General features: G+C 72.9%; 14 protein-coding genes, 2 tRNA genes and 1 pseudogene. 8 read left to right on the top strand and 9 right to left on the bottom strand.

All coding sequences use genetic code 11. The features are described from left to right. Window positions 1-144: 144 nt before the first annotated feature. Window positions 145-384, bottom strand: a complete 240-nt coding sequence (locus ACWENR_RS17860; RefSeq protein ID WP_452278096.1) for a DUF6458 family protein — start codon at window positions 382-384, stop codon at window positions 145-147. A 188-nt stretch (window positions 385-572) separates the two neighbouring features. On the opposite strand from ACWENR_RS17860, the gene ACWENR_RS17855 reads away from it, so the two are divergent. Continuing rightward, a tRNA-Gly gene (locus ACWENR_RS17855) sits at window positions 573-645 on the top strand. Between the two features lie 49 nt (window positions 646-694). Then, a tRNA-Val gene (locus ACWENR_RS17850) sits at window positions 695-769 on the top strand. 41 nt (window positions 770-810) lie between these two features. Here the strand turns inward: ACWENR_RS17850 and ACWENR_RS17845 are convergent. Then, entirely contained in the window at window positions 811-969 is a 159-nt protein-coding gene (locus ACWENR_RS17845) for a hypothetical protein (protein WP_452278095.1), read from the bottom strand. Window positions 970-1,108: 139 nt separating this feature from the next. Here ACWENR_RS17845 and ACWENR_RS17840 point away from each other — a divergent pair, with 139 nt between their 5' ends. From ACWENR_RS17840 to ACWENR_RS17825, 4 genes are all read left to right on the top strand, one after another. Beyond that, on the top strand, window positions 1,109-2,119 hold the full coding sequence (locus ACWENR_RS17840; protein WP_452278094.1) for an NAD-dependent epimerase/dehydratase family protein: 1,011 nt from the start codon (window positions 1,109-1,111) through the stop codon (window positions 2,117-2,119). Window positions 2,120-2,672: 553 nt separating this feature from the next. Further along, window positions 2,673-6,170 carry a LamG domain-containing protein gene (locus ACWENR_RS17835; protein WP_452278093.1) on the top strand — a complete coding sequence of 1,166 codons (3,498 nt, stop codon included), beginning with the start codon at window positions 2,673-2,675 and terminating at the stop codon, window positions 6,168-6,170. Between the two features lie 48 nt (window positions 6,171-6,218). Then, the gene (locus ACWENR_RS17830; protein WP_452278092.1) at window positions 6,219-12,779 is read left to right on the top strand and encodes a putative adhesin; all 6,561 of its coding nucleotides are present in this window, start codon (window positions 6,219-6,221) and stop codon (window positions 12,777-12,779) included. Between the two features lie 106 nt (window positions 12,780-12,885). Then, on the top strand, window positions 12,886-13,710 hold the full coding sequence (locus ACWENR_RS17825; protein WP_452278091.1) for a hypothetical protein: 825 nt from the start codon (window positions 12,886-12,888) through the stop codon (window positions 13,708-13,710). Window positions 13,711-13,783: 73 nt separating this feature from the next. Here the strand turns inward: ACWENR_RS17825 and ACWENR_RS17820 are convergent. Next, window positions 13,784-14,009: pseudogene (locus ACWENR_RS17820) on the bottom strand (Acg family FMN-binding oxidoreductase); the annotation flags it as partial. Beyond that, window positions 13,997-14,971: an Acg family FMN-binding oxidoreductase gene (locus ACWENR_RS17815; RefSeq protein WP_452278090.1), complete on the bottom strand. Its 975-nt coding sequence runs from the start codon at window positions 14,969-14,971 to the stop codon at window positions 13,997-13,999. The pseudogene ACWENR_RS17820 and the gene ACWENR_RS17815, both read right to left, overlap by 13 nt. Window positions 14,972-15,475: 504 nt before the next feature. Between ACWENR_RS17815 and ACWENR_RS17810 the strand changes: the two genes are divergently transcribed. Continuing rightward, complete coding sequence (locus ACWENR_RS17810; protein WP_452278089.1) at window positions 15,476-16,114, top strand: response regulator; 639 nt, start codon at window positions 15,476-15,478, stop codon at window positions 16,112-16,114. 201 nt (window positions 16,115-16,315) lie between these two features. On the opposite strand, the gene ACWENR_RS17805 is transcribed toward ACWENR_RS17810, so the two are convergent. Further along, window positions 16,316-17,992 (bottom strand): GAF domain-containing protein, encoded by a 1,677-nt coding sequence (locus tag ACWENR_RS17805; RefSeq protein ID WP_452278097.1) that lies wholly within the window; start codon window positions 17,990-17,992, stop codon window positions 16,316-16,318. A gap of 99 nt (window positions 17,993-18,091) precedes the next feature. Further along, complete coding sequence (locus ACWENR_RS17800) at window positions 18,092-19,102, bottom strand: Acg family FMN-binding oxidoreductase (RefSeq protein ID WP_452278088.1); 1,011 nt, start codon at window positions 19,100-19,102, stop codon at window positions 18,092-18,094. Window positions 19,103-19,290: 188 nt separating this feature from the next. On the opposite strand from ACWENR_RS17800, the gene ACWENR_RS17795 reads away from it, so the two are divergent. Next, a complete protein-coding gene (locus tag ACWENR_RS17795) occupies window positions 19,291-21,636 on the top strand; it encodes a heavy metal translocating P-type ATPase (RefSeq protein WP_452278087.1) in 2,346 nt (781 codons plus the stop codon). A gap of 47 nt (window positions 21,637-21,683) precedes the next feature. Here the strand turns inward: ACWENR_RS17795 and ACWENR_RS17790 are convergent, their stop codons facing one another. From ACWENR_RS17790 to ACWENR_RS17780, 3 genes are all read right to left on the bottom strand, one after another. Continuing rightward, window positions 21,684-22,556 carry a universal stress protein gene (locus ACWENR_RS17790; RefSeq protein WP_452278086.1) on the bottom strand — a complete coding sequence of 291 codons (873 nt, stop codon included), beginning with the start codon at window positions 22,554-22,556 and terminating at the stop codon, window positions 21,684-21,686. A gap of 50 nt (window positions 22,557-22,606) precedes the next feature. After that, window positions 22,607-25,009, bottom strand: coding sequence for a phosphoketolase family protein (locus ACWENR_RS17785; RefSeq protein WP_452278085.1), 2,403 nt, complete (start codon window positions 25,007-25,009; stop codon window positions 22,607-22,609). A gap of 127 nt (window positions 25,010-25,136) precedes the next feature. Further along, entirely contained in the window at window positions 25,137-25,964 is an 828-nt protein-coding gene (locus tag ACWENR_RS17780; RefSeq protein WP_452278084.1) for a universal stress protein, read from the bottom strand. Between the last annotated feature and the right edge of the window lie 757 nt (window positions 25,965-26,721).

The following is a 26,721-nucleotide window of genomic DNA, read 5'->3' as shown; positions in this document are numbered from 1 at the left end:
CGCTTCCTTGACACGGAAGAGGTCACTGGTTCAAACCCAGTATCGCCCACCAGCACGAAGGCCCGTCACCATCAGGTGACGGGCCTTCGCCGTTTCCAGAGCCCGTCGAGGGCTTCACCGCCTCCGCCCCGGGCCGATCCCCGCTCAGAGCGGCGGGGCGACGTCCCGGCGCTCCTCGACCCGGCGGTACTCCACCGGCTCGGTCGTGCTGACCACCTGGCGGCGGCGGCCCCAGATGAGGGTGGTCATGACGAGGCCGAGCACGCCGGCCGCCATCAGGATCCAGCCCACGACGTCGAGGTTGATGCCGCCCAGGCTCGCGTCGAGCGCGAAGGTGAGGATCGCGCCGAGCGCGATCAGGAAGATGCTGGTGCCGATACCCACGACAGCCTCCTTGGTCAGGGGATGTGGTGTGCTGTCGAGGGCCATCAGTACCCCGCGGCTGACCAGCGCAACCATCCCGGCGCGGCAGGGGGCCCGCGGTGCCCGGCTGCCGTACCGGCGGGGCCGCGTGCCGGGCGATCTTGCCGTCGGGTAGAGTTTCCCCCGTCGCCGACGAACGCCGGCGGCACGCGGACGTAGCGCAGCTGGTAGCGCATCACCTTGCCAAGGTGAGGGTCGCGGGTTCGAATCCCGTCGTCCGCTCGCGATCCGCCTGTTCGCGGTCCGGCCCGCCGGACCTGGCGGTCACCCCGGGCGATTGGCGCAGTGGGAGCGCGCTTCCTTGACACGGAAGAGGTCACTGGTTCAAACCCAGTATCGCCCACCAGCATCCGCACTCCCGACCGGCGTCGGCACCCGCCGCCCGGCTCAGTGGGCGACCGCCAGCGCGAACGGCACCGGCCCCAGGGTGGCGACCAGCGGCCGCACCATGAGCACAAAGGACTCGGGCCACCAGGCGTTCGCCACCCCGCCGAGGTCGACGATCCGTTCCGGCGGCCAGCCGAGGTCGGTGAGCAGGCCCGCCACCGCCTTCTTCGCCGCGCGGGCGGCCTACGACTCGGCCAACCCGCGCTGACCGGCGTACGCGGGCGCTGTCTGCCGTGGGCAGATCCGCTCACCGTGAACACGGGCGGGACCGCCGCGCCGAGCCCGGCACAGTGGACGTATGAGACTGCTGGTGTTGGGTGGGACAGGTTTCGTGGGTGGCGCGACGGTGGCCGAGGGGGTGCGCCGGGGCTGGTCGGTGACGGTGTTCAACCGGGGCCTGCACGGGGCGACGCCGGAGGGCGTACGCCGGCTGCGGGGTGACCGGACGACGCCCGGTGGCCTCGCGGCGCTGGCGGACGGCGAGTGGGACGTGGCGGTCGACACCTGGGACGGCGCCCCCCGGGCGGCGCGGGACGCCGCCCGCGCGCTGGTCGACCGGGTCGGCGCGTACGTCTACGTCTCCAGCGGCTCGGTCTACGCGCCGCCCGTCGCGCCCTGGGTGGGCGAGGAGGCCCCCCTGGTGGCCGGCGAGCCGGACGCCGACGACACCGACTACCCGCACAACAAGGCCGGCGGCGAGCGGGCCGTGCGGGAGGTGTTCGGCGACCGGGCGCTGATCGCCCGGGCCGGGCTGATCCTGGGGCCGGGGGAGGACATCGGCCGGCTGCCGTGGTGGGTGGGGCGGATCGCCCGGGGCGGCGACGTGCTGGCGCCGGGCCCGGTCGACCTGCCGCTGCAGTACGTCGACGTCCGGGACATGGCGGCCTGGATGCTGGACCGGGGCGCGGCGGGGCTGGGCGGGACGTTCAACGTGCTGAGCCGCACGGGGCACGCCACCATCGGCGAGCTGCTCGCCGCCTGCGTGGCCGTCACCGGGGCCGACGCCAGGCTGCGCTGGACCGACCCGGAGCCGATCCTGGCCGCCGGCGTGGCGCCGTGGAACGACCTGCCGATCTGGATCCCGGCCGGGCACGAGTACCGCTGGCTGCAGGAACGCGACGTCGAGCGGGCGTACGCGGCGGGGCTGACCTGTCGCCCGGTGGCCGAGACGGTCGCGGACACCTGGGCCTGGCTGCGGAGGGTCGGCACGGTCCCGCCGCGGGCCGGCCGGCCGCAGCGCGCCCCCGTCGGCCTGGCCCCGGAGCGGGAGGCGGCGCTGCTGTCGGCGACGGGCGCGACGAGGGGCTGACCGACGCCAGGTCCGCCGGGTGTGTCGCCGCGCCCCGCGCCCCGCCGCGGGGCGGCTTCACCGCCGCCGGGCCCGCGACGGGCGGTTTCGTCGCCGGCCAGGGCCCGGACATGACCGACACGACGGCCGTCCGTGATCCACTGTGGACGGTCGTCGTCGCGCGTCCCGGCGGGTGCTCACGGTGGGTGTTTTCCCGGTGCCCGCTGGGCAGCGGTGTCCGTTTTTGGATCACGCATCGTGATCGATATAGACAAGCATCGGAGGCGCCCCTACAGTTCGCCCGACTAACTCTCATCTTCCACGGGGGATTGCGATGACTGCTGGCCGGTGGCTGCTGCCTGGGCGCAGGTCGAGGGGCTTCCGACTGCTCGCGGCGGCGGTGTCCGCGACGCTGGCGGCGTCGGTTCTGGGGGTGCCGTCCGCGGTGCGCGCAGAGCCCGCCGCGACGCGCCCCGGTCCGTCGGTGGCGCCGGATGCGGGTTCGGCGGCCGCGGCGGCGGTGCGGTCGGGCCGGCGGGTAGAGGTGGCGTCGGCGCGTACGGAGCTGACGCAGGTGTTCGCGAACCCGGCTGGTGGTTTCACGGCCGAGTCGGCGGTGCTGCCGCAGCGGGTGAAGCGGTCGGACGGGTCGTGGGCGGACGTCGACCTGTCGTTGCGGCGGGTGCCGGGTGGCTGGCGTCCGGCGGCGTCGGTGGCGGACGTGCGGTTCTCCGACGGCGGTGCGGGTGCGGCGGTGACGCTGGTCCGGCGGGGGAAGTCGCTGACTCTGTCCTGGCCGGGTGGGTTGCCGAAGCCGTCGGTCAGTGGTGACGCGGCGACGTACGCGGAGGTGTTGCCGGGCACGGACCTGGTGTTGCGGGCGACGCGGACCGGTTTCACGCACGTGTTCGTGGTCAAGGACGCGCGGGCGGCGGCGAATCCGGCGTTGCGGGAGCTGCGGTTCGACCTGGGCGGCGACGCCCGGGTGGTGCGGGGCGCCAACGGCCGGCTCACCGCGACGGCGGGCGGTGAGCAGATCGCCTCCGCCGAGCCCGCCGTGATGTGGGACTCGAACGACACCGCGCCGGCCGCCTCGTCCCGTTCGGCCGGGGCGGACCGCCCCGACGCCCTGACCGGCGGCGGGCTGCCGGCGCGGTCGTCGGCGGCGGCGCCGGGCGACGCGGCGAAGACCGCGCCGGTGGGTGTCGAGGTGACCGGCGGCGACCTGGTGCTGCGGCCGGACGCGAAGCTGCTCGCACCGGACGCGGCCTACCCCGTCTACATCGACCCCGCCTGGTCGACCGGCAAGTCCCGATGGGCGTACGCCACCAACAACAACACCAACAACACCGACACGAGCGTCGCCCGCGTCGGCAGGGACCCGGACTCCGGCAAGCTCTACCGGTCGTTCTTCGACTTCCCGCTGACCGCGATGAAGGGCAAGCACATCGAGTCGGCGTACGTGCAGATGAAGCTGGACCACTCCTGGTCCTGCGGCAACACGCCGACGTACATGTACCACTCGGCCGGCATCGCCTCGACGCCGCGCACCAGCTGGTCGCCGAAGCTGAACGGCCTGAAGGCCTCGGCCAGCTCGCACGCCAACGAGGGCTCGGGCTGCTCGGACTCCCCGCAGCCGGACATGACGGTCAACTTCACCGGCTCGGCCGTCACCAGCGTCATCCAGACCCACGCGACCAGCAACGCCACGAACATCACGTTCGCGTTCTGCGCGTGCAGCGCCACCGACGGCTCGGGCGAGTCCACCACCGACCGGTGGAAGAAGTTCTTCCCCAGCAACGCCAAGCTCGTGGTCGACTACGACAACATCCCCGGCAAGCCGAGCAGCCTCCAGGCGGCCGGGGTGGCCTGCCCGGCCAACACCACGCTGGTCGTCGGCACCCTGAAGCCGACGTTCTCGGCGATCTTCCCCGACGCCGACACCACCCAGGCGCTGGCCACGGCGTACGAGTGGGTGCAGGTGCCCGCCAACGGGGTCATCGACGCGTCGACGCCGCGCCGGACGCCACCCGCCGGAGCGTCCGTGCCCGCCGGCGGCCGTTCCACCACGCCGCCGGTGACCGTGTCGGAGGCCGTCACGTACGCGTTCCGCGCCAGGGCCACCGACCCCGCCCCCTACAGCCGCACCAGCGTCTGGTCCGACTGGTGCAAATTCGTGGCCGACACGAAGGTGCCACCCGTGACCGCGACGCTCACCTCCGCGACCCCGGTGCCGGGCACCGTGGCCACCTTCGCGGTCCGCTCCACCGACACCACCGTGACGAAGTTCCGGTACGGCTGGGTGAACCCGCCCACCACGGAGATCGCCGCCACCGCCGGCAACTGGATCGACCCGGCGACGGGGCTCCGCATGACGGGCAAGCAGGCCAGCGTGTCGCTCGTGGTGCCGAGGTACGGCCAGAACACCATCTCGGTCTCCGCCGTCGACGGCGCCGGCAACGTCGGCTACGGCTCGCACGAGTTCACCGCGGCCCGGCCGACGCCCGCCGTCGCCCGGTGGGGGCTGGAGAACTATCCGGGCGTCGACCCGGGACCGATGGCGGACAGCCAGCCGACGCTGGCCGGCGACAACTCCTTCACCGGCGGCAGCGTCTCCTGGACCGGTGACCTGAGGATGATCCGGGGCGAGACGGCCTCGTTCAACGGCACCTCCTCGGCGCTGACCACCACGACGAAGGTCGTCGACACCACCAGGTCGTTCAGCGTCGCGGGCTGGGTGCGGCTGAACTCCCTGCCGACGGCGACGGACATGGTGGTGGCCTCGCAGGAGGGTGCGAGCGCCGCCGGGTTCCACCTCGGTACGCGCCTCGAAGGTTCGCCGGCGACGCCGCGCTGGTCGTTCCTGATGAAGGACACCGACCTCCAGACCAGCGCGAGCCGGGCCGCGTTCAGCGCCACCGCGTTGACCACCGCGGACGTGGGCCGGTGGACGCACGTCGCGGGCGTCTACGACCAGACCGCGGGCAAGGTGCGGCTCTACGTCGACGGTGCCCTCGCCGCCGAGGTCGCCCGCACCGTCGCTCCGTGGGGCGCGAACGGCAGGTTCGTCCTGGGCCGTGGCTGGAGTGCCGGCGCGCCGAGCAACTGGTTCAAGGGCAACCTGGCCGACGTCCAGGTCTACGACCGGGCCCTCGTCGGCCACGACTTCCTCGGCCAGTCCGCCGACGACCCGGAGTCGGGCGGCTTCGACGAGCCCGGGATGCTCAGCGCCGTCAAGGTCGGCGACTGGACCTTCTCCGGCGCCCAGCCCTGCTACGAGGAGTTCCTCGACCCGACGCTGTGCAGCGCTCCGGAGGCCGGCCAGTTCGGCCGTCGCCTGGTCCTGACCCAGGGCAGCAACGTCGGGGCCGGTCACCGCGACGACGGGCTGCTGCTGGACATGACGCACTTCACCGAGGACACCACCGATCCCTACTACGGCCTGAGCACCCGGGAGTACGGCCTGTCGCAGGACAACCTCGGCGAGCCGCAGAACCCCGTGTGGCAGAACGGCCGGGTCCTGCGTACCGACCAGTCGTTCTCGGTCGCGGTCTGGGTACGCCCGTCGGCGCTGGGCGGCGTCCAGACGGTCGTGTCCCAGCGGGGCGCGAAGCAGTCCGCCTTCTACCTGGGGCTGCGGGATCGGGTGGAGAACGGCGTGACGGCGTACCGGTGGTCGTTCAGCGTCTTCGGTGCCGACAACGACGTCGACGGCAACAGCAGGGAGGCGCTGATGACGTCGCAGGCGATCAACGTGGAGGACGACCTGTCCCGCTGGACCCATCTGGTGGGGGTCCACGACGTCGCCCGGCGGCAGATCCGCCTCTACGTCAACGGCGTCCTGGAGGCCACCGTCCCCTTCTCGGGCTCGTTCACCGGTGCGTTCGACGCCACCGGACCGCTGGCCGTGGGTGGCGCGCAGTGGACCGCGGCCGGAGGCACCCCGGGCATGGTCAACCGGTTGCGCGGCGACGTCGACGACCTCGGTCTCTACCAGGGCGCCCTCACGGACACCGCCGTCAGGATCCTCTTCAACTCCGAGTCGGCCGAGACGGTCGAGCCCGTCGACTGATCCCCCTCACCTCCGTTCCGACCCATCGACCGCGCCTGTGGAGGCACAGTGAAACGCGTCCCGAAACAGCCCCCCAAACCGCCGCGACAGCGGACAAACAGGACCAACCGGTTCCGTGCTGTCGTCGCGGCTGCGCTCACCGGCGCCCTCGCCGTCTCCGGCCTGTCGGTGCCCGCGCAGGCGGCGCCCGACCCGGCGAAGCTCACCGGCCAGCGCGAGAAGCTCGACAAGCACGGCACCACGGCACAGGGGCGGGCGTACCCCGTCGAGGAGGCCGAGAGCGCGAAGCTCGCCGCCCCCGTGTGGCCGAAGCCCGGCAGGGCGTCGGTGACCCTGCCCGCCGCCCCGGACGGCGGGCGGCGGACCGCCGGCGCGCCGGTGAAGGCGGGCGCGCTACCGGTGTCGGTGAGCCGCGCCCCGGGCGCGGCGGGCGACCGCGCGTCGGCGGTGTCGGTGGAGGTGCTGGACCGGGCGGCGGCGCCGGCCCGGTGGCGCGACGGCCTGCTGCTGCGCGTCGGCGGCGTCGACGCGCAGCCGGGGACCACGGCGGGCGCGACCGCCGCGCCGGGCGCCGACGCGGCCGAGCCGGCCGCCGCCACCGTCTCGGTCGACTACCGCGGGTTCCGGCACGCCTTCGGCGGCAACTGGTCGTCGCGGCTGGCCCTCTGGCAGGTGCCGGAGTGCGGGCTGCGCACCCCCGGCGCCGCCGGATGCGGGGCCACGCGGCTGAAGTCCCGCAACGACGGCAGTTCCGTCACCGCCGAGGTGCCGGTCACGGCCGCCGGTGCGGACGCGCGGGCCGCCGGCACGCTGGTGGCGCTGGCGGCCGGCTCCTCGGGGCCCGAGGGCGACTTCTCCGCCACCCCCATGTCGGCCAGCGCGACCTGGTCGGCGGGCACGTCGACGGGCGGGTTCAGCTGGTCGTACCCGATGCGGATGCCGCCGGCCGTCGGCGGCCCGGCACCGACCCTGGGCCTGTCCTACACCTCCGACAAGGTCGACGGCCAGTCGGACGCGTCGAACAGCCAGCCGTCCTGGGTCGGTGAGGGCTTCGACCTCTGGTCCGGCTACATCGAGCGCAGCTACGTGCCGTGCGCCGACGACATGACCGGCGGCAACAACAGCACCAACCGCACCGGCGACCAGTGCTGGCGCTCGGACAACGCCACCCTGTCGCTGAACGGGCGCGGCGGTGAGCTGATCTTCGAGGCAGGCAAGGGCTGGCACAGCCGCAGCGCGGACGGCTCGAAGATCGAGAAGCTGACCGGCGCCAGCAACGGCGACGACGACGGTGAGCACTGGAAGGTCACCACGTCCGACGGCGTGCAGTACTTCTTCGGCCTGAACAACCTGCCGGGGCAGGGCAGCGCGACGAACTCCGCGTGGACCGTCCCCGTCGCCGGCAACCACACCAACGAGCCGTGCAACGTCTCGTCGTTCGCCTCGTCGTTCTGCGACCAGACCTGGCGGTGGAACCTCGACTACGTCGTCGACCCGCGCGGCAACACCCTGTCGTACTGGTACGACAAGGAGATCAACCACTACGCCAGGAACGCCACGTCGACCAACAAGGCCGACTACGTGCGCGGCGGCGTGCTCAAGCGGATCGACTACGGCACCTGGGACCGCGGCGCCACCGACCGGTCGGTGACCCCGCTCGCGCAGGTCGTGCTGGCCAGCGCCGACCGGTGCGCGGAGGACTGCCACATCAAGGACGCGGCGCACTGGAAGGACGTGCCGTGGGACCAGGAGTGCACGGCCACGGCGGCGAACTGCGGGGAGAACTACGGGCCCACGTTCTGGACCACCAAGCGGCTGTCGACCGTCACCACCCAGGTCTGGGACACCACCAGGACCACCCCGGCCTGGCAGCCCGTCGACTCGTGGACGCTCGGCCACACCTATCCCGCCGTCGGTGACGGCAGCGACCATGCCGGCATGTGGCTCGCCTCCGTGCAGTACCGGGGCCTCGTCGGCGGCACCGAGACCATGCCGGCGGTGACGTTCGTGCCGGTGTCGATGCCGAACCGGGTGCTGACCAGGAACAACACCAGCAACAACCGCATGCGGATCGGCAACATCGTCACCGAGACCGGCGGCAAGATCCAGGTCACCTACAGCCTGCCCGACTGCACCGCCAGCAACAAGCCGGCCGCGCCGGAGAGCAACACCCGGCTCTGCTACCCGGTCGTCGGCCCCGACCCGTACGACTCCAGCAAGGAACTCACCGAGTACTGGCACAAGTACGTCGTGAAGCAGGTGTCCGAGTCCGACCTGATGGTCGTGGCCAACGGCAGCGACCGCGGCCAGCCGGTGCAGAACACCTACTACAAGTTCCTCGGCGACCCCGCCTGGCACTACGCCGACGACAACGGGCTGGTCAAGCCGAAGCGCAAGACGTGGAACCAGTTCCGCGGCTTCGCCCAGGTCGAGGTGCGCAAGGGCGACGCCCCGGCGCAGACCCTGACCCGCACCACCTTCCTGCGCGGCATGCACGGCGACCGGCTCACCAAGACCGGCGGCAGCCGCAACGTCACCGTCGCCGCCTCCCTGGGCGCCGAGACGGTGTACGACGAGGACCAGTTCGCCGGCATGGTGCGCGAACAGGTCGTCTACAACGGCGTCGACACCAAGCCGGTCAGCAAGACCGTCAACGTGCCGTGGCGCTCGTCGGCGCTGGCCACCCGCACCGTCAACGGCGACGAGGTGACCGCCCGCTGGACCAACACCCGGATCGCGTACAGCGCCGTCGCCATCGGCGTGGACGGGGCTGGCGGGTGGCGGACCTCGCGCAACGTGTCCACCTTCCACGACACGTACGGCACCATCGAGACCGTTCAGGCCGACGGCGACGTCGCCAAGACGGGCGACGAGAAGTGCACCACGTATCAGTACACGCGGAACACCGCTGCGAACATCACGCAGACGGTCAAGCGGCTCACCGTCAAGGCAGTGCCGTGCGCGACCGGGCCCGCGACCCAGGACGACATCGTCGCCGACGAGCGGAAGTTTTACGACGGCGCCACCAGCATCGACGCCGCGCCGACCACGGGCGCGGTCACCCGGGTCGACAAGCTCAGTGACTGGTCGGCCGCCGGCGGCACCGTCTGGCAGACCGTCAGCCAGGCGACCTTCGACGCGTACGGGCGGCCGAAGACCGCCACCGACGTGCGCGGCCGGACGGCGACGACGGAGTACACGCCGGCCACCGGTGGGCCGGTCACGAAGGTCGTCACGAAGACGCCCGACCCGAACGGCGGCACCACCGACTGGACCACCACCATCGAGACCCGGCCCTACTGGGGTCAGCCGATCCGGACCACGGACTACAACGGCCGGGTCGCCGACATGGAGTACGACCCGATGGGTCGGCTGGCCCGGGGCTGGAAGGCCGGCTGGTCGAAGTCGGAGAACCCGGCGAGCCCTTCCGTCGAATACACCTACCACTACGCCCCGAACAAGGACGCCTACCCGTACACGAAGAGCCGGGTGCTCCACGCAGGCGGCGGCTACCTCACGTCGTACGACATCAAGGACGCCCTCCTGCGGCCGCGCCAGACGCAGAAGGCCGGGGTGGGCGGAGACCGGGTGGTCACCGACACGCTGTACGACGCGACGGGGCGCACGGTGACGACCTACCAGGCCCACGCCGAACCGGGCGCACCGAGCGGGGCGCTCTGGTGGGAGCCGGAGTGGTCGGTGCCGGCGCTGACGAAGATGGTCTACGACAACGCCTCCCGGGCCACCGACGCGATCTTCTACGGCACCGACGGCGTCACCAACCTCGTCGAGAAGTGGCGCACCACCACCCGCTACCTCGGTGACACCACGGTGGTGACCCCGCCGATCGGCGGCACCATCACCACGACGAAGACGGACATCGAGGGACGGACGCTTGAGCTGCGGCAGCGGCCCGACCGGACCGGAACCAAGCCAGACCACGTCACGACGTACACCTACGACAACAAGGGCCAGTTGACGCTGGTCAAGGACACCGGCGGCAACGAGTGGGTCAACACCTACGACGTCAAGGGCCGGCAGATCACCGCGAAGGACCCGGACAGGGGCACGACCACCACCACCTACACGGCGTACGACCAGGTGGAGTCGACCACCGACGCCAACGACAACGTGCTGGTCAACCAGTACGACTCGCTGGGCCGCCGGATCGGCCTCTACCAGGGCAGCATCGCGGACGCGAACAAGCTCGCCGAGTGGAAGTACGACAAGCTCTACAGCGGCCAGACCGTCCGCGGTCAGCTCACCCAGAGCATCCGGTACGAGTCGGCGGGCTCCGCCAACGCCTACAAGTGGCAGGTGCGCGGCTTCAACACCCGCTACCAGCCGACCGGCGCGAACTACGTCATCCCGACCAACGAGGGCACCGGCCTGGCCGGCACGTGGGTCTACGGCTACGGCTACTCGCCGTACGACGGCAGCCCGACCAGCGTCACGTACCCGGCCGGCGGCAGCCTGACCACCGAGAACGTCGAGACGAAGTACGACGCCGTCACCGGCCTGCCGACGGAGCTGGCCACCAACCTGATCAACGTCGGCCGCTACGTCATCGGCCAGGACTACACCCAGTACGGTGAGCCGACGCTGACCACCCGCAAGGTCGACGGCGGGGTCTACGTCCAGGACACCACCTACTACGACCTGACGACCCGGCGGGTCGACCGGGTGAAGATCAAGCCGGAGACCGCGACGGGCACGGTGGCGGACACCCGGTTCACCCGGGACGCGGCCGGCAACATCCTGTCGATCGCGGACACCCCGGAGGTCGGCGCGGCGGACACCCAGTGCTTCCGCTACGACGAACTGCGTCGGATGACCAACGCGTGGACGCCGAAGTCCGACATCGACTGCGCCGCGGGCCCGAGCGTGCCGAACCTGGGCGGCCCGGCGCCGTACTGGCACGAGTGGACCGTCGACGACGTCGGCAACCGCGGCAGCGAGAAGGTGCACACCGCCGCCGGCGACACCACCCGCTCCTACACCACGCCCGCCAGCGGCAAGGACGTCGTCCGCCCGCACGCCGTCACCCAGGTCGTCACCCAGGCGCCGGGCCAGTCGGCGGTCACCACGAAGTACGCGTACGACGACGCCGGCAACATGACGTGCCGGCCGACCGGCACGGCCGCCAACGCCTGCGACACCGGAACCAACTCGCAGACGCTGAACTGGAACTCCGAGGGCAAGCTCGCCTCGGTGAGCGCGGGCGGGCAGACCGTCGAGACCAACATCTACGACGCAGGCGGCGTGCGCCTGATCCGGCGCGACGCCACCGGCACCACCCTCTACCTGCCGGGCCAGGAGATCCGGCGCGAGAACACCTCGGTCGTCACCGGCACCCGCTACTACAGCTTCGCCGGCAAGATGGTGGGCAACCGGACCCCGACCGGGCTGACCTGGCTCTACGCCGACCACCAGGGCACCCAGCAGACCGCGATCAACGCCGGCACCCAGGCGGTCAGCGTTCGCCGGCAGACCCCGTACGGCGATCCGCGCGGCAGCCAGCCGCAGTGGACGAACGGTAAGGGCTTCGTCGGCGGCGACAAGGACCCGACCGGCCTGACCAACATCGGGGCCCGGCAGTACGACCCCGGGTTGGGACGCTTCATCTCGGTCGACCCGATCCAGGATCTGAAGGATCCGCAGCAGTGGAACGCCTACGCCTACGGCAACAACAGCCCGGTCACCTTCGCCGACCCGACCGGCCTCAAGTCCTGCTCCGATGACGCCTGCAATGGCGACTACGAGGACATGTACGGCAATTACCACGACGTCAAGGCCGACAACGACGGTTGTGGCGGAAAGTGCGGCGACGACGACTGGGCTGCGGCCCGGGCGGCACACGAGGCCGGCGGCGGCAACGGCGGCGGCAAGGGCGGAAAGAACGGCGGCCCGACCGACGAACAGCTCAAACGCGCCAAGGAAGTCAAGAAGCAGAACGCCATTGACATCATCGTCAAGGCGGGCGGTCAACTTCTGCTCGAGTTCTTCGGCATCAACGACATCATGGGCTGTATCGGAGGTGATCTGAAGGCGTGCGCCTGGGCGCTCATCGACATGGTGCCCTGGGGCAAGGCCATCAAGCTGATCAAGAAGATCAATCCGATCGTCGACACCCTCCGTCGGGCGGGTTCTGCCCTGATGGCCTGGGCGGAGAACCGGAAGTGGGCCGACGACATCCTCGCTCGGGCGGAGGATGCCGCGCGTACCCGCGCTGCTCCGGCACCGCCTAAAGCGATCATGCCAGGCGGGCGTCCGGACGGTGAAGTGGTGTTCGCCGGGCACGGAAAGCACGACACCGCCAACGGCAACTTCACCGTCCCGGAGGGTACGGAGATCGCTGTCTACGTGCCCTACTCCAAGAAGTTGATGGACACGGACGCCTTCCGAGTCGAGAGCGGACGGTCATCCCCCGCGCCGGTGAAGATCTATCGCTCCGGGGAATCCATGCCGAACTTCACTCTGCTGCCCGCGAGTGGTCTCAGGGTTCGCGAGGGATCCAAGAGGGTCAGCGAGCCTACCCTGCTCAGCACTCTGGTCAAACCTGACATGGGCACCTGTCACTGGGCGGCATGTAGTGTGGTGAGGCGGTAGCTCGACAGTTCGGCCGGCACCTCTACGGTGCCGGCCGGGCTGTGCACAACGCTTTCGACGACCAGGATGGTGCTCGTCCTTGAATTCATCGAAAAAAGGTAAGCGAATGCGGCAGTGGCTCGACGATACAAGGGGCCGTGTCCGCATTGCTCGTATCCTGTCCGAAGGGGAGGACGGTCCTCCGCTGTCGGAACGTGAGGTGCTCGCCGAGATCACGGACGTTGCGGCCCTGGAGAAGCTGTGGAATTTGACGACCTCGGGCGAGGTGTCCAGGGATATCTGCAGGTGCCCCGGTGACATGACGCTGGCGCTGTATGGCACCGACAATGATCTCGTCGGTTCCGCGTCGGTGCACCCAGGCGCTATTTCCTGGGAGCGGGAGCGTTTCGGCGTCGATCTTGTGACCGAGAATCCGGTCGATCTGGAACTCCTCCTCGCCGAGTTGGGCGTTCAGGGCGGATCGAGAAGCCTGTTGAGCGAGATGATCGGCGCGTTGGGGTTGGAAGAGGGGGACGTCCAGTTCAGGCGCGCCGACGATGACGAGGCGTTGGCGCGGCATCGTGTGCCGGTAGCCCTCCGCGACGAGTTGCGTGGGATGTCCGGAGACATGGCAGCCAAGGTCGATCAATCGTCCATACCCCGGATGGTCGCCAGGATGACCCGTTCGGAGCCTGACCCGGCGACCGTCGCGCGCCAGTTGCTGGCCTGGCTCGGCACCGCCACCTGGCCGGCCGAAGCCATCGCCGGCGACGGCGATCTGGCCCGTCGACTGCTGACGGAACTGGGCTCCTCGACGGTGGAGCGCGTGCTACCCGATCTCGTCGACCCTGCGGAGGTGATGGGAGGCGTGGTCTGGGCGACGCACCAGCCCGACGACACGTCCAGCGTGGTCGCACTCGGCCCGGCGATCAAGCGGATCCTGTCCCGCTAGGCTGCCGCCACGCGCGGCACGGTGCGCCGTAATGGTCGGCCCTCGCTCGTCTCCGAGGACGAGCGAGGGCTGCTCACGACCGCACGACCGGCAGGTCCAGCACCTCGTCCACCTCGCGGCGGGGGGTCGGCCAGCCCGGCTGGCCGTACCCGATGCGCATCGCCGTCCGCGGCGTGCCGAACCGCCCCGGGACAGCCGTAGCTGTTCCCGGCAGCCGGGCACCCCGATCGGCCGGGACGGCATCGACACCGCCGGCCCGAATCCGTGGCGGCCCCGATCGGCGGTCTCAGCCGCTGACCACGGGCAGGCCGAGCACCTCGTCCACCTCGCGGCGGGGGGTCGGCCAGCCCGGCTGGCCGTAACCGATGCGCATCACCATCTGCGGCGTGCCGAACCGTCCCAGCGACAGCCTTAGCTGCTCGCGGGCGCTGGGCACCTCGATCGGCTGGGACAGCATCGACACCGCGAGCCCCGAGTCCGTGGCGGCCAGCAGCACCCGCTGCAACGCCTGCCCGGCGACGACCTGGTCGACGGCGGTGTTGCCGGGCGAGCCGAGCACGGCGACCAGCGGCTCCGGCTCGAAGTCCCGTCCCGGCGCCCGGTTCAGGCCGCCGAAGCCCCGGGAGGGGAGCAGGTCCTGCGGTTCGCCCTGCGGGCCGCCGGAGGAGGCCGGTACGCCGTCCGGGGCGGGGGCCGAGCGCACCCATTCCTGCCGTTCGGCCACGTACGCCGGGTCGCGTTCGAGGACCCGGTGGGCGCTGCGGGCGATCTCGGCGAACGCGTTCACCGCGCTGACCCCGATCAGCAGTTCCAGCCAGCATCCCTCGGCGCGGGCGGCCTCGCCCAACCGCCAGCGGGCGTCGGCGGGCACCGGGTCCGGCCAGAACGGCGCCCGGTTGCTGAACCGGCGGGGGATCGCCGCGTGCAGGGCCTGTTCGGCGGGGGTGGGGCGACGCGGCACGTCGGGGACCAGCCGGGCCACCACGTCCGGCTCGGCCGGGTAGGGGCGCAGCCGCACCTTCGCCGGGGTGCCGGCGGCGGCCAGGGAGAGCCGCAGGTTGAACAGCGCCGCCCCGCAGGCGATGCGGACGCCCCAACCGTTGGGGTCGGTGGCCGGCAGGCGCCGGGCCGGGTCGACCAGCACCTCGATGCCGCCGTCGCGCAGCCGGAACCGCCACGGCTGGGTGTTGTGCAGCGACGGAGCCCGTACGGCGTCGGTCGCGGCGGCCCGCAGCTGCTCGACGGTGAAGCCGGTGTCCATGGTTGTGCTCCTTCCGTGGCAGTTCGTGCCGTCCCCGTCTGGTACACCTCCACGGTGCGTCAGCGGGGCGGGGAGCGGGCAGGGCCGGACGTCCCGACCCGTCGGGCCCGACCGGCCCCGTGGCCGGGCGGGGACCTTCGGCCCGAGTGCCCCGTGCCCGCTCGGGACCTTCGGTCGACCGGCCCTGTCCCGGCTCGGGGGTCTTCGGCCCGGCCGGCCCCGTGCCAGCTCGGGAGCCTTCGGCCGACCGGCCCCGTCTCGGCTCGGGGACCTCCGGTCGATCGGCCCGTCCTGGATCGGGGACCTCGGCCTCGGCGGGGAGGCGGCTGGCCCGGCCCGGCGGCGCCCCGTGGCGGGCGGGAGGGCGTGGCGGGCAGAAGGGCGTGGCGACGGTGGTCGGGGTTGCTCGCGAACCGCCGCCTCCGATCGGGCGGCGGGCGGATGATGGTGGTTCGGGACCTTCGGCCCGTGCGGAATCCGCTCGGGAGAGGGTAGAAATTAGGGATGATCCGCGTGTTCCTGCTCGACGACCACGAGGTCGTCCGCCGTGGCCTGGCCGACCTGCTGGAGAGCAGCGGTGACATCGAGGTGGTCGGCGAGTCTGGCCTGGCCCAGGAAGCGGCGCGTCGCATCCCGGCCCTGCGGCCGGACGTGGCGATTCTCGACGCCCGCCTGCCCGACGGCAACGGCATCGACGTGTGTCGGGACGTCCGGGCCGTGGACTCGTCGATCAAGGGCCTGATCCTCACTTCGTACGAGGACGACGAGGCGCTCTTCGCGGCGATCATGGCCGGCGCGGCCGGCTACGTGCTCAAGCAGATCCGCGGCACCGACCTGGTCGACGCGGTGCGCCGGGTGGCGGCCGGCCAGTCGCTGCTCGACCCGGCGATCACCACCCGGGTGCTGGAGCGCATCCGCAGCGGCGTCGAGCAGCCCCGCGAGCTGAAGTCGCTCACCGAGCAGGAGCGGCGGATCCTGGAGTACGTGGCCGAGGGCCTGACCAACCGGGAGATCGCCGGCAAGATGTTCCTGGCCGAGAAGACGGTGAAGAACTACGTCTCCAGCGTGCTGGCCAAGCTCGGCCTGGAGCGTCGTACCCAGGCGGCGGTCCTAGCCACCCGCCTCCTCGGCAAAACCCACTGACCCCCCACCCCAACCTCCCCCCCACCCCCCACCGCCGCGCCGCGCCGCACCGCCGCACCCGCTCCCTCCCGCGCCGATCTTGCACTTTCTGCCCTCGATGTGCGGCATTTGTTCCTTATGTCGGGGCAGAAAGTGCAAGATCGCGGGCGAGAAAGGGGGCGCGGGAAGGCGGGGCGGGGTGGGGCGGGGGAGTGGGGCGGGTCAGTCGCGGAGGGGGACTCGCCAGTGCAGCTCGGTGCCGTGGGGGTCGGCGCGGCGCACCTCGAACTCGCCGCCGTGGCGTTCGGCGCGTTCGCGCAGGTTGACCAGCCCACCACGGGCGGCGGCCGGGTCGCAGCCCACCCCGTCGTCGGTGACGGTCAGCGTCACCTGACCGGCGTCGACCCGCACCGCCACCGCCACCCGGTCGGCGTTGGCGTGCCGTACGGCGTTGGAGAGGGCCTCGCGCAGCACGGCGGTGAGGTCGGGGCGGACCGGCTCGGGGACGGCGCTGTCGATCGGGCCGACCAACTCCAGGCTGGGCCGGTAGCCGAGCGACTCGGCGGCCACCTCGATGGCCTCGCGGATCTCGGTGCGCAGCGCCGCGCTCATCGGGGTGCGCAGCTCGAAGATGGTGCGGCGGATGTCCTTGATGGTGGCGTCGAGGTCGTCGACCGCCGCGTTGATCCGCTTGGCGAGATCCGGCCTCGTCGCCATCGGCGCGGCGCTCTGCAACTGCAGGCCGGTGGCGAAGAGTCGTTGGATGACGACGTCGTGCAGGTCACGGGCGATGCGCTCGCGGTCCTCCAGGACCACCAGCAGCTCCCGCTCCTCCTGCCCACGGGCCCGCTCCATGGCCAGCGCGGCCTGGCCGGCGAAGCTGCCCAGCAGGGCCATGTCGTCGTCGCTGGCGGCGGGCGACCGGTCGGGGCGGTGCGCGATCACCAGTACGCCGTGCAGGGTGTCGGCGGTGGCCAGCGGGGAGATCACCGCCGGCCCGGTGCTGAGCAGCGCGGGCCAGGGCGCCGCGTGGGCCAGGTCCGCGACCTGGTCGTGCCGGCCCTCGGTGACGGCGGCGGCGAAGCTCGTCTCGGCGGCGGGAAAGACCGTGCCGACCAGTGCGGCGGTCTGGTCGGCGGCGCCGTCCACCACCTCGACCGTGAACTCCTCGGCGTCCGGGTCGTAGAGCAGGACGAGGGCGACCTCCGCCTCGGCGACCTCGCGGGCGCGGCGCGCCACCAGCGCCAGCGCGTCGGTGCGGCGTACCTCGCCCAGCAGCACGCCGGTGATCTCGGCGGTCGCGGCCAGCCAGCTCTCCCGCCGGTGGGCCAGCGCGTAGAGCCGGGCGTTCTCGATGGCCACGCCGGCCGCCGCGGCGAGCGCGACCACGATCTCCTCGTCGTCCTCGGTGAACTCCGCGCCGCCCTGCTTCTCGGCGAGGTAGAGGTTGCCGAAGACGTGGTCGCGGATGCGCACGGGGACGCCGAGGAAGCTGTGCATCGGCGGGTGGTGCGGCGGGAAGCCGTAGGACTTGGGGTGCTGGGTGATGTCGGGCATCCGCAGCGGGCGCGGATCGTCGATGAGCAGGCCGAGCACGCCCCGCCCGTGGGGCAGGTCGCCGATCTTGGCGTGCAGCTCGGCGTCGATGCCGTGGGTGATGAAGTCGTGCAGCATCCGGTCGTGGCCGATGACGCCGAGCGCGCCGTAGCGGGCGCCGACCAGCTCGCAGGCCGCCTCGACGATCCGCTGCAGGGTGCTGCGCAGATCGAGGTCGCTGCCGATGCCGACCACCGCGTCGAGCAGGGCGCGCAGCCGCTCCCGGCTGGTCACCACCTCGCCGACCCGGTCGAGCATCTCCTGGAGCAGCTCGTCGAGCCGCACCCGGGACAGCGGGCTCAACCCCAGCGAGGGGGTCGCGTGCGGTTCATGCCGGGGGTTCGGTGCGCTGGCGGCCACCGGACGATGCTATCGCCCGGTGGCTCCGACCCGAGGGCCGCGCTACGCGTCGGTGTCGCGTACCGCCGAGGTGTCCACCACCTGCGCCACCGCGAGCCGCGGGGTGTGCGGCGGCCCGGCGTGCGCCGGGTCGGCGATCCCCAGCCGCATGACGAGGTACGGGTAGCCGAGGCCGGCCAGCAGCCCACGCAGCGTCTGCCGGGTGCCGGCCACCTCCACCACGCCGCTGAGCGGCACCACCGAGATCCCGAGCCGGGTGGCGGTCAGCCAGGCCGCCGAGAGCGCCTCGCCGGCGCGCAGCCAACTGTCCGGCTCGTCCTCGTCGCCGTAGAGCAGCCCGTACACGGCGGCCCGGTCGTGCCCCGGGCCGACCGGCAGGGTGCCGGGGCGGCCGAAGTCGCGGCCGGGCACGGTGGTCTGCGGCGCCTCCTCGGGCAGCACCTCCGGCGGCAGGCCGGTGCCGGTGCCGCCACGGCTGGTCCAGTACAGCAGCTCCTCGCGCAGCTGCGGATCCTCCGCCTCGACCGACGCGGCGCGACTGGCCACGGCGGCCAGCTCCATCACGTTGTCGCGGTCGAGGAACTGGAGCTGGCACCCCTCGGCGGCGACCGCCGAGGCGATCTGCCCGAGGGCGGCGGTCGGCACGGGCTCCTCGCTGACGGGGCGACGGTCGGTGTGCCGCACCTGCATGCACTGCACCAGGCGCATGGCCTCCGGGTCGACCTCCGCCCGGGACAGCCCGGTCAGCCGGGCCAGCAGGTCCGGGTCGCCGGGGTCGGGCATCCGCTCCACCACCGCCGTCCAGCCCTCCGCGGTCAGCGCCACCCGCGCGTGGTGCAGCGCTGCCCCGCAGCTGTACGCCACCAGCCGCCCCTCCGGGTCCGTCGCGGTCAGCCGGGGGTCGCGGACCACGCGCAGCTCCAACGCGTCCGGCAGCACCCGCCAGCGCCACGGTTGGCTGTTGTGCACCGACGGGGCGTGCCCGGCCGTCGCGGCGGCCTCCGCGAGGGCGGTGGTCAGCGGGCGGCCCGTAGCCGGCGTCTCGTGGCTCATCGTCACGACCTTTCCGTTTCTCCCCATCGTGCCCCAGCCCGACGTGCCCCGGGCCGGGTTGCCGCTCCATCCTGCGGCATGCCCGACGACCACGCACGGTACGCAGGTCCCGGCGCGGCAGGGCACTTCGCCCCGGCGGTTCGCCCGGATGCCCTCCCCGGAGGCGCGGACGCTGGGACGATCCGCAGGTGGGAACGCCGCCGCGGGAGTGCGTGCCGGAGCAGCCGGTACGGCGGGACCGCGCGCGCCTGCTGCGCTGGGTGCCGCTGGCCGGGGTGACGGCGCTGGTGCTGGCCGGGGCCGCGCTGTGGCTGGCCGGCCGGCGCGACGCGGCCGACCTGGTGTGGGCGTCCGCCACCGTGGCCGCCCTGGCGCCCGCCGCGTGGGCCGTGCTGCGGCAGCTCTGGCGCCGGCAGTTCGGGGTGGACGTGATCGCTGTGCTGGCCCTGGCCGGCGCGCTGGTCGTGCGGGAGTACCTGGCCGGGGCCGTGATCGCGCTGATGCTGGTCACCGGGCGGGCGCTGGAGACGTACGCCCAGGGGCGGGCGACCCGCGACCTGCGCGCGCTGCTCGCCCGCGCCCCCCGCACGGCCCGGCGGCGCGGCCCGGACGGGAGCGTCGAGGAGGTGCCGCTGGCGGCCGTGGCGGCGGGGGACCGGCTGCTGGTCGGCCCCGGCGACGTGGTGCCGGTCGACGGGCAGGTCGACGAGCCGGTGACGCTGGACGAGTCGGCGGTGACGGGCGAGTCCCGGCTGGTGCGGCGCGCCGCCGGCGAGCAGGTCGCCAGCGGCGTGGTCAACGCCGGGGCCGGCTTCGGGATGCGCGCCACGAAGGACGCGGCGGGAAGCACCTACGCCGGGATCGTCCGGCTGGCCGAGGAGGCGACCGCCCGCAAGGCGCCGATGGTCCGCCTCGCCGACCGGTACGCCGCCGCGTTCGTGCCGTTCACGCTGGTCCTGGCGGGGCTCGGCTGGCTCCTCTCCGGCGAGTTCGTCCGGGCGGTGGCCGTGCTGGTGGTCGCCACCCCGTGCCCGCTGCTGCTGGCCACCCCCATCGCCATCGTCTCCGGGCTGTCCCGCACCGCCCGGCGCGGCGTGCTGGTCCGCGACGGCGGCTCGCTGGAACTGCTCGGCCGGGCCCGCGTCCTGCTGGTGGACAAGACCGGCACGCTGACGGCGGGGCGTCCCCGCGCCGCCGAGATCGAGGCCGCCCCCGGCGGGAGCCGCGAGGACGTGCTGCGCCTCGCCGCCTCGGTCGAGCAGCTCTCCCCGCACGTGCTGGCCCGCGCGCTGGTGGCGCAGGCGCGACGGCGAGGGCTGCCGCTCGGCGAGCCGACCGGGGTGACGGAGGAGCCGGGGCGGGGCGTGCGCGGGTACGTCGACGGGCGGCTGGTCCGCGTCGGCCAGCTCGACGACGACCTGCCCGAGTGGGCGCGGCGGGCCCGCTCCCGGGCCGAGCTGACGGGCCGCTCGGTGGTCTGGGTCAGCGGCGAGGCCGGCCCGCTCGGCGCGATCGTGCTGGAGGACCCGGTGCGCCCCGACGCCCGCCGCACCGTGCGCCGGCTGCGCGAGGCGGGGCTGGGCCGCATCGTGATGGTCACCGGGGACCGGCCCGACACCGCCGCCCAGGTCGCGCAGGCGGCCGGCGTGGACGACGTGCTGGCCCGGTGCTCGCCGCCGGAGAAGGTGGCCCGCGTACGCGAGGAGGCCGGGCGGGCGGTCACCGTCATGGTCGGCGACGGGGTGAACGACGCCCCGGCGCTGGCCGAGGCGCACGTCGGGGTGGCCATGGGCGCCACCGGGGCGACCGCCTCGGCCGACGTCGCCGACGCGGTGCTGACCGTCGACCGGCTGGACCGGCTCGCCGACGCGGTGGAGATCGCCCGGTACGCCCGCCGGATCGCGGTGCAGAGCGCCACCGTCGGGATGGGCCTCGCCGTGCTGGCGATGGTCGTCGCCGCCGTCGGACGGCTGCCGCCGGTCGCCGGGGCGTTCCTCCAGGAGGGCATCGACGTGCTGGTGATCCTCAACGCGTTGCGCGCGCTCGGGGGCGGGCTGCGCCGCCGCGACGTGTCGCCGGACACCCGCGAGCTGCTCGACCGGTACGCCGGCGAGCACGGCGGGATCCGCGACGTGCTGGCCGGGCTGCGGGACACCGCCGACCTGGTCGCCACGCGGCCCGACGCGCCCGAGTGCGTGCCGGCGCTGCGCGAGACGCACCGGCGGCTGACCGACGCGGTGCTGCCCCACGAGGCCGCCGAGGAGCGGCACCTCTACCCGGCGTTGGCCGACCCGCTGGGCAGCGCCGAGGCGACCTCGACGATGAGCCGCGCCCACGTGGAGATCCGGCAGCTGGTGGACCGCGTCGGCGCGCACCTCGCCCAGGCCGGCGACGGCCCGCTGCGCCGGGACCAGCTCACCGACCTGCTCGCCGCCCTCTACGGCCTGGAGGCGGTGCTCCGGCTGCACCTCACGCAGGAGGAAGAGGAGTACTTCTCGCTGAGCCCGGCCGCGCCGGCCGGCGGCGAGCGTTAGGAGGGGCACCCCGCGCGTCGGAATCCGACGCCGGGGTGCCCCTTCGCTCACCGTTCCCGGACGACCGCCACCGGGCAGTGGGCGTGCTGGATGAGCTGCTGGCTGACCGACCCGAGCAGCATCCCCGCCAGGCCGCCCCGGCCCCGGCTGCCGACCACGACCAGGGCCGCGTTGCGGCTGGCGTCGACCAGCAGCGACGCCGGACTGCCCTCGGCCACCTCGACGGTGACCGCCACGTCGGGGAACGTCCGGCTCCAGCGGGCGACCTGCTCGTCCAGCTCGGCCCGGTCGGCCGCCGTGGCCTCCCGCGCCTCGGGACCCGCCGGCGGACGCTGGCCGGTGGGCGGGTGCCAGGCCCGCACCACGTGCAGCGGCACCCGGCGGGCCGCGGCCTGCTCGAAGGCGAAGCCGAGCGCGAGCAGCGAGCATTCGGAGCCGTCCACGCCGGCCGCGACGTGACCGGCCCGCCCGCCGGCGGCGGCCTCGCCGCGGACCACCACGACCGGGCAGTGCGCGTGGGCGGTCACCGCGACAGCGGTGGAGCCGACGAGCAGCCCGCCGAAGCCGCCGTGCCCGCGGGTACCCAGCACCAGCAGGCCGGCCTGCGCCGAGCGCTCCTGGAGCACCAACGCGGGCGGCCCGTCGAACACCTCGCCGGTGACGGTCAGCTCCGGGTGCGCGGCGGCGGCGTCGGCCGCGGCCTTGCTCACCAGTTCCTCGACCTGGCGGCGGGCCGTCTCGTCCGGCCAGATGCCCGGGGCGACGCCCGGCCCGACCCAGCTCGCCACGGTCAACCACTCGAAGACGTACGCCAGCCGGACCGGCCGGCCGCTGCGACCGGCCTCCTCCAGCGCCCACTCCAGGGCGACGGAGGCGTCCGTGGAGCCGTCGTAGCCGACCAGGATCTCGTTGTTGCCCATCGAAACCTCCTCGTTCGTGACTGCGGGGCTCGCAGGCTCACTCCTCGCGCTCACTGGTCACCGCGCAGTTCGGGGTCCGTCTCGCGGACCCAACGCCACTCCGCGACGCGGGGGTCGTCCTCGCCGTGCTCGCGGGTGTGGTCCCGGCAGGACTGCCGCGCGTCGACCATCTCCTGCCGCAGGTGGGCGGCGCGGGCGGCCAGCCCGGGCACCCGGTCGATCACGTCGATGACCAGGTGGAAGCGGTCCAGGTCGTTGAGCATCACCATGTCGAACGGCGTGGTGGTGGTGCCCTCCTCCTTGTAGCCGCGCACGTGCAGGTTGGCGTGGTTGGTCCGCCGGTAGGTCAGCCGGTGGATCAGCCACGGGTAGCCGTGGTAGGCGAAGATGACCTGCTTGTCCTGCGTGAAGATGGTGTCGAACTCCTTGTCCGACAGGCCGTGCGGGTGCTCGGTCGGCGGCTGGAGGCGCATCAGGTCGACCACGTTGACGACCCGCACCTTCAGCTCCGGCAGGTGCTTGTGCAGCAGGTCCGCCGCGGCCAGCGTCTCCAGCGTCGGCACGTCGCCGGCGCAGGCGAGCACCACGTCGGGCTCGCTGCCCGCGTCCGTGCTGGCCCAGTCCCAGATGCCGATGCCGCGCCGGCAGTGCTGGACCGCCTCGTCCATCGACAGCCAGTTCGGCGCCGGCTGCTTGCCGGCCACCACCACGTTGATGTAGTGCCGGCTGCGCAGGCAGTGGTCCATGGTGGAGAGCAGGGTGTTCGCGTCCGGCGGCAGGTAGACCCGCACGACCTCGGCCTTCTTGTTCATCACGTGGTCGATGAAGCCCGGGTCCTGGTGGGAGAAGCCGTTGTGGTCCTGCCGCCACACGTGGCTGGAGAGCAGGTAGTTCAGCGAGGCCACCGGCTTGCGCCACGGGATGCCCCGGGTCACCTTCAGCCACTTGGCGTGCTGGTTGACCATCGAGTCGACGATGTGGATGAACGCCTCGTAGCTGGTGAAGATGCCGTGCCGGCCGGTGAGCAGGTAGCCCTCCAGCCAGCCCTGGCAGAGGTGCTCGGAGAGGACCTCCATCACCCGCCCGTCGGGCGAGAGGTGCTCGTCGCCGGGGACCGTCCCGGCCACCCAGGCCCGGTCGGTGACCTCGAACGCCGCGCCGAGTCGGTTCGAGGCGACCTCGTCGGGGCCGAAGAGGCGGAACGTCTGCGGGTTGGCGGTGATCACGTCGCGTACCCACGGGCCGAGCGCGCCGGTCGCGCCGGCCACGGTCTCGCCGGGCCGCCGCACGTCGACGGCGTAGTCGCGGAAGTCCGGCAGCGCCAGGTCGCGCAGCACCAGCCCGCCGTTGCTGACCGGGTTGGCGCTCATCCGGCGGTCGCCCCTCGGCGGCAGCTCCGCCAGCTCGGCGACCGGCGCGCCGGTGGCGTCGAAGAGCTCCTCCGGCCGGTAGCTGCGCAGCCAGCGCTCCAGCTCGGCCAGGTGCTCCGGGTTCTTGCGTACCTCGGACAGGGGCACCTGGTGCGCGCGGTAGGTGCCCTCGACCTGCTTGCCGTCGACGTCGCGCGGCCCCGTCCAGCCCTTCGGCGTACGCAGGACGATCATCGGCCAGCGGGGGCGCTCGACGGTGCCGCCGGAGCGGGCCCGCCGCTGGATGGCGGCGATCTCGTCCAACGCCCGGTCCAGCGTGGCGGCGAGCGTCTGGTGCACGGTGGCCGGGTCGTCGCCCTCCACCACGTACGGCTGGTAGCCGAAGCCGCGCATCATGTCGAGCAGGTCGTCGGCGGGGATCCGGTCCAGCACGGTCGGGTTGGCGATCTTGTAGCCGTTGAGGTGCAGGATGGGCAGCACCGCCCCGTCGCGGGCCGGGTTGAGGAAGACGTTGGACAGCCAGCTCCCGGCGAGCGGGCCGGTCTCCGCCTCCCCGTCGCCGATGACGCAGGCGACCAGCAGATCGGGGTTGTCGAACGCCGCGCCGTAGGCGTGGCTCAGCGCGTACCCAAGCTCGCCGCCCTCGTGGATCGAGCCCGGCACCTCCGCCGCCACGTGGCTGGGGATGCCGCCGGGGAAGGAGAACTGGCGGAACAACCTGGCCATGCCGGCCTCGTCGCGGCCGATGTGGTGGTAGAGCTCGCTCCAGGTGCCCTCCAGCCAGGTGTTCGCCACGATCGCCGGGCCACCGTGGCCCGGGCCGGTGACGAACAGGGCCGACAGGTCGCGGGCGACGATCACCCGGTTGAGGTGGGCGTAGAGCAGGTTCAGGCCGGGGCTGGTGCCCCAGTGGCCGAGCAGTCGGGGTTTGACGTGCTCGGGCGCCAGCGGCTCACGCAGCAGCGGGTTGTCGAGCAGGTAGATCTGCCCGACGGTCAGGTAGTTGGCCGCCCGCCAGTAGGCGTCGAGCCGGCGCAGCTCGTCTTCGGTCAGGGGGCTGTGCAGGTCGAGAGCGGTGTCCATACTGCATGAGCCTCTCGCGGGTAGGGGAATCCTGCATCCTCGGAGCGCGGATTCGTCCGGGCCGATCTCAGCTTCCCCGGTCGACGCCGATGTCGATCAGGGCCGTTGGTCCTGCGCCGGGCGGGCGTTACGCCCCGTCCGTCGACATCCCCGTCCGTCCGCGCACCACGATCACCGGCGCGGGGGAGTGGTAGAGCAGCGCCTGGCTCACCGCGCCGAGCATGCCGCGCCACGGCTCGTCGCCCCGGGCGGCGACGAGCGCCACCTGCGCCGAGCGGGACTGCTCCACCAGGACGTTGCCGGGATCGCCGCGGATCGTGTGACACTCGGCCGCGACGGAGGGGAAGCGGTCCGCGTACGGCGCCACCAGCCCGCCGAGCAGGTCGGGATCCTCGGTGGCCTCCTCCGGCTCGACGACCCGCACGGCGAGCAGCCGCGCCCCCCGCCCGGCCGCGCACTCGAACGCCCACTCCAGCGCGCCCCGGGAGCTGTCGGAGCCGTCGACGCCGACCAGCACGGGGCCGGGGGGCGGCGGCTCCCGGCGGGCCACCAGCACCGGGCACCCGGCCCGGGCGGCGATCTGCACCGCCGCCGCGTCGGCCGGCACGCAGTCCGCGCAGGTCGCCATGCCGGCGTCGCCGATGGCGAGCAGGAAGGCCGACTCCGACCGGCGGAGAAGGGTGGGCACGGGGGCGCCCTCGATGATCTCCGCGCTGACGGGCAGGGCCGGCTCGACCTCGTTGGCGACCCCGGTGGCTCGCGAGATCAACTCTTCGGCCTCGGCGCGTGGACCGGCGATCGACGGCGCCTCCAGAGCCGCCGTCCAGTTGAAGGCGTGCAGCAGGCACAACGGCCGGCCGTACGCGGCGGCCTCCTGCGCGGCCAGCCGCACCACCGGCAGGTTGCGCTCCGAGCCGAGCCCGACCAGCACCGCCGCGTCGGTGGCTTCGGCCATCCGACATCACCTCCGCAGGCGTCGCGCCCGGCCCTCGTGTCGAGGCTAGTCCGGCCGGTGGGGTGGTGGGGCGGGATCGGGCCCGGTGTGCCGGTCTGGGTTGCTGCGCTTGCCGGGGTGGTGGGGCGGGATCGGGCCCGGTGTGCCGGTCTGGGTTGCTGTGCTTGCCGGGGTGGGCCTGGGGCCGGTGCGGTCCGCTGGGTGGGCCTGGGTTGCGGTGCGTCGTGGTGGGGGTGTGGGCTCGGCTCTGGGCGGTCGCGGTCGCTTGCGGTGCGTCGTGGTGCGGGCCAGACCCCGTCGCCGGAGCGGTGCCTGGGGAGATCTTGGTGAGAAATGGCCCCTGGAGGGGCGCTTTTCTGCCAAGATCTCGTGCGCTCACCGGGCCTGCGAGGTCATCGGTCCGGTGGACGGCGTCATCGGGTGAGGCACGCTGCCCCAATAGGTGGGGCAGCTCGACAGCGCCCCGCAGGTGTCCGTCCCTCGCGCATGGGGCGGATCGCCCACGGCATCAGCTCCGCGACGCCCCGCAGGGTCCACCTCCGCGCAGAGGTGATTCGTTTGCGACATCAGCCCCACAGGGTGACGGGCCGTGCCCCCCGGCGGCGGCATGTGCGGGGTGCGTGATGTCGGCGCGTCGGATTTGTGTCCGGTGTCCGGTTCGAGGGTGTGACCGGGGGCATCGTGGGCGCGGAATCGTGGGCGGGCCGGGGTCGTTACACCATGCGTACGGCCGAGTAAGGGCACGTCACCGCCTGCG

This window comes from Micromonospora sp. NPDC004336 (assembly GCF_053602615.1).
Note: the sequence above shows the minus strand (reverse complement) of the source record. Positions and strands in the feature narration are given on the sequence as shown.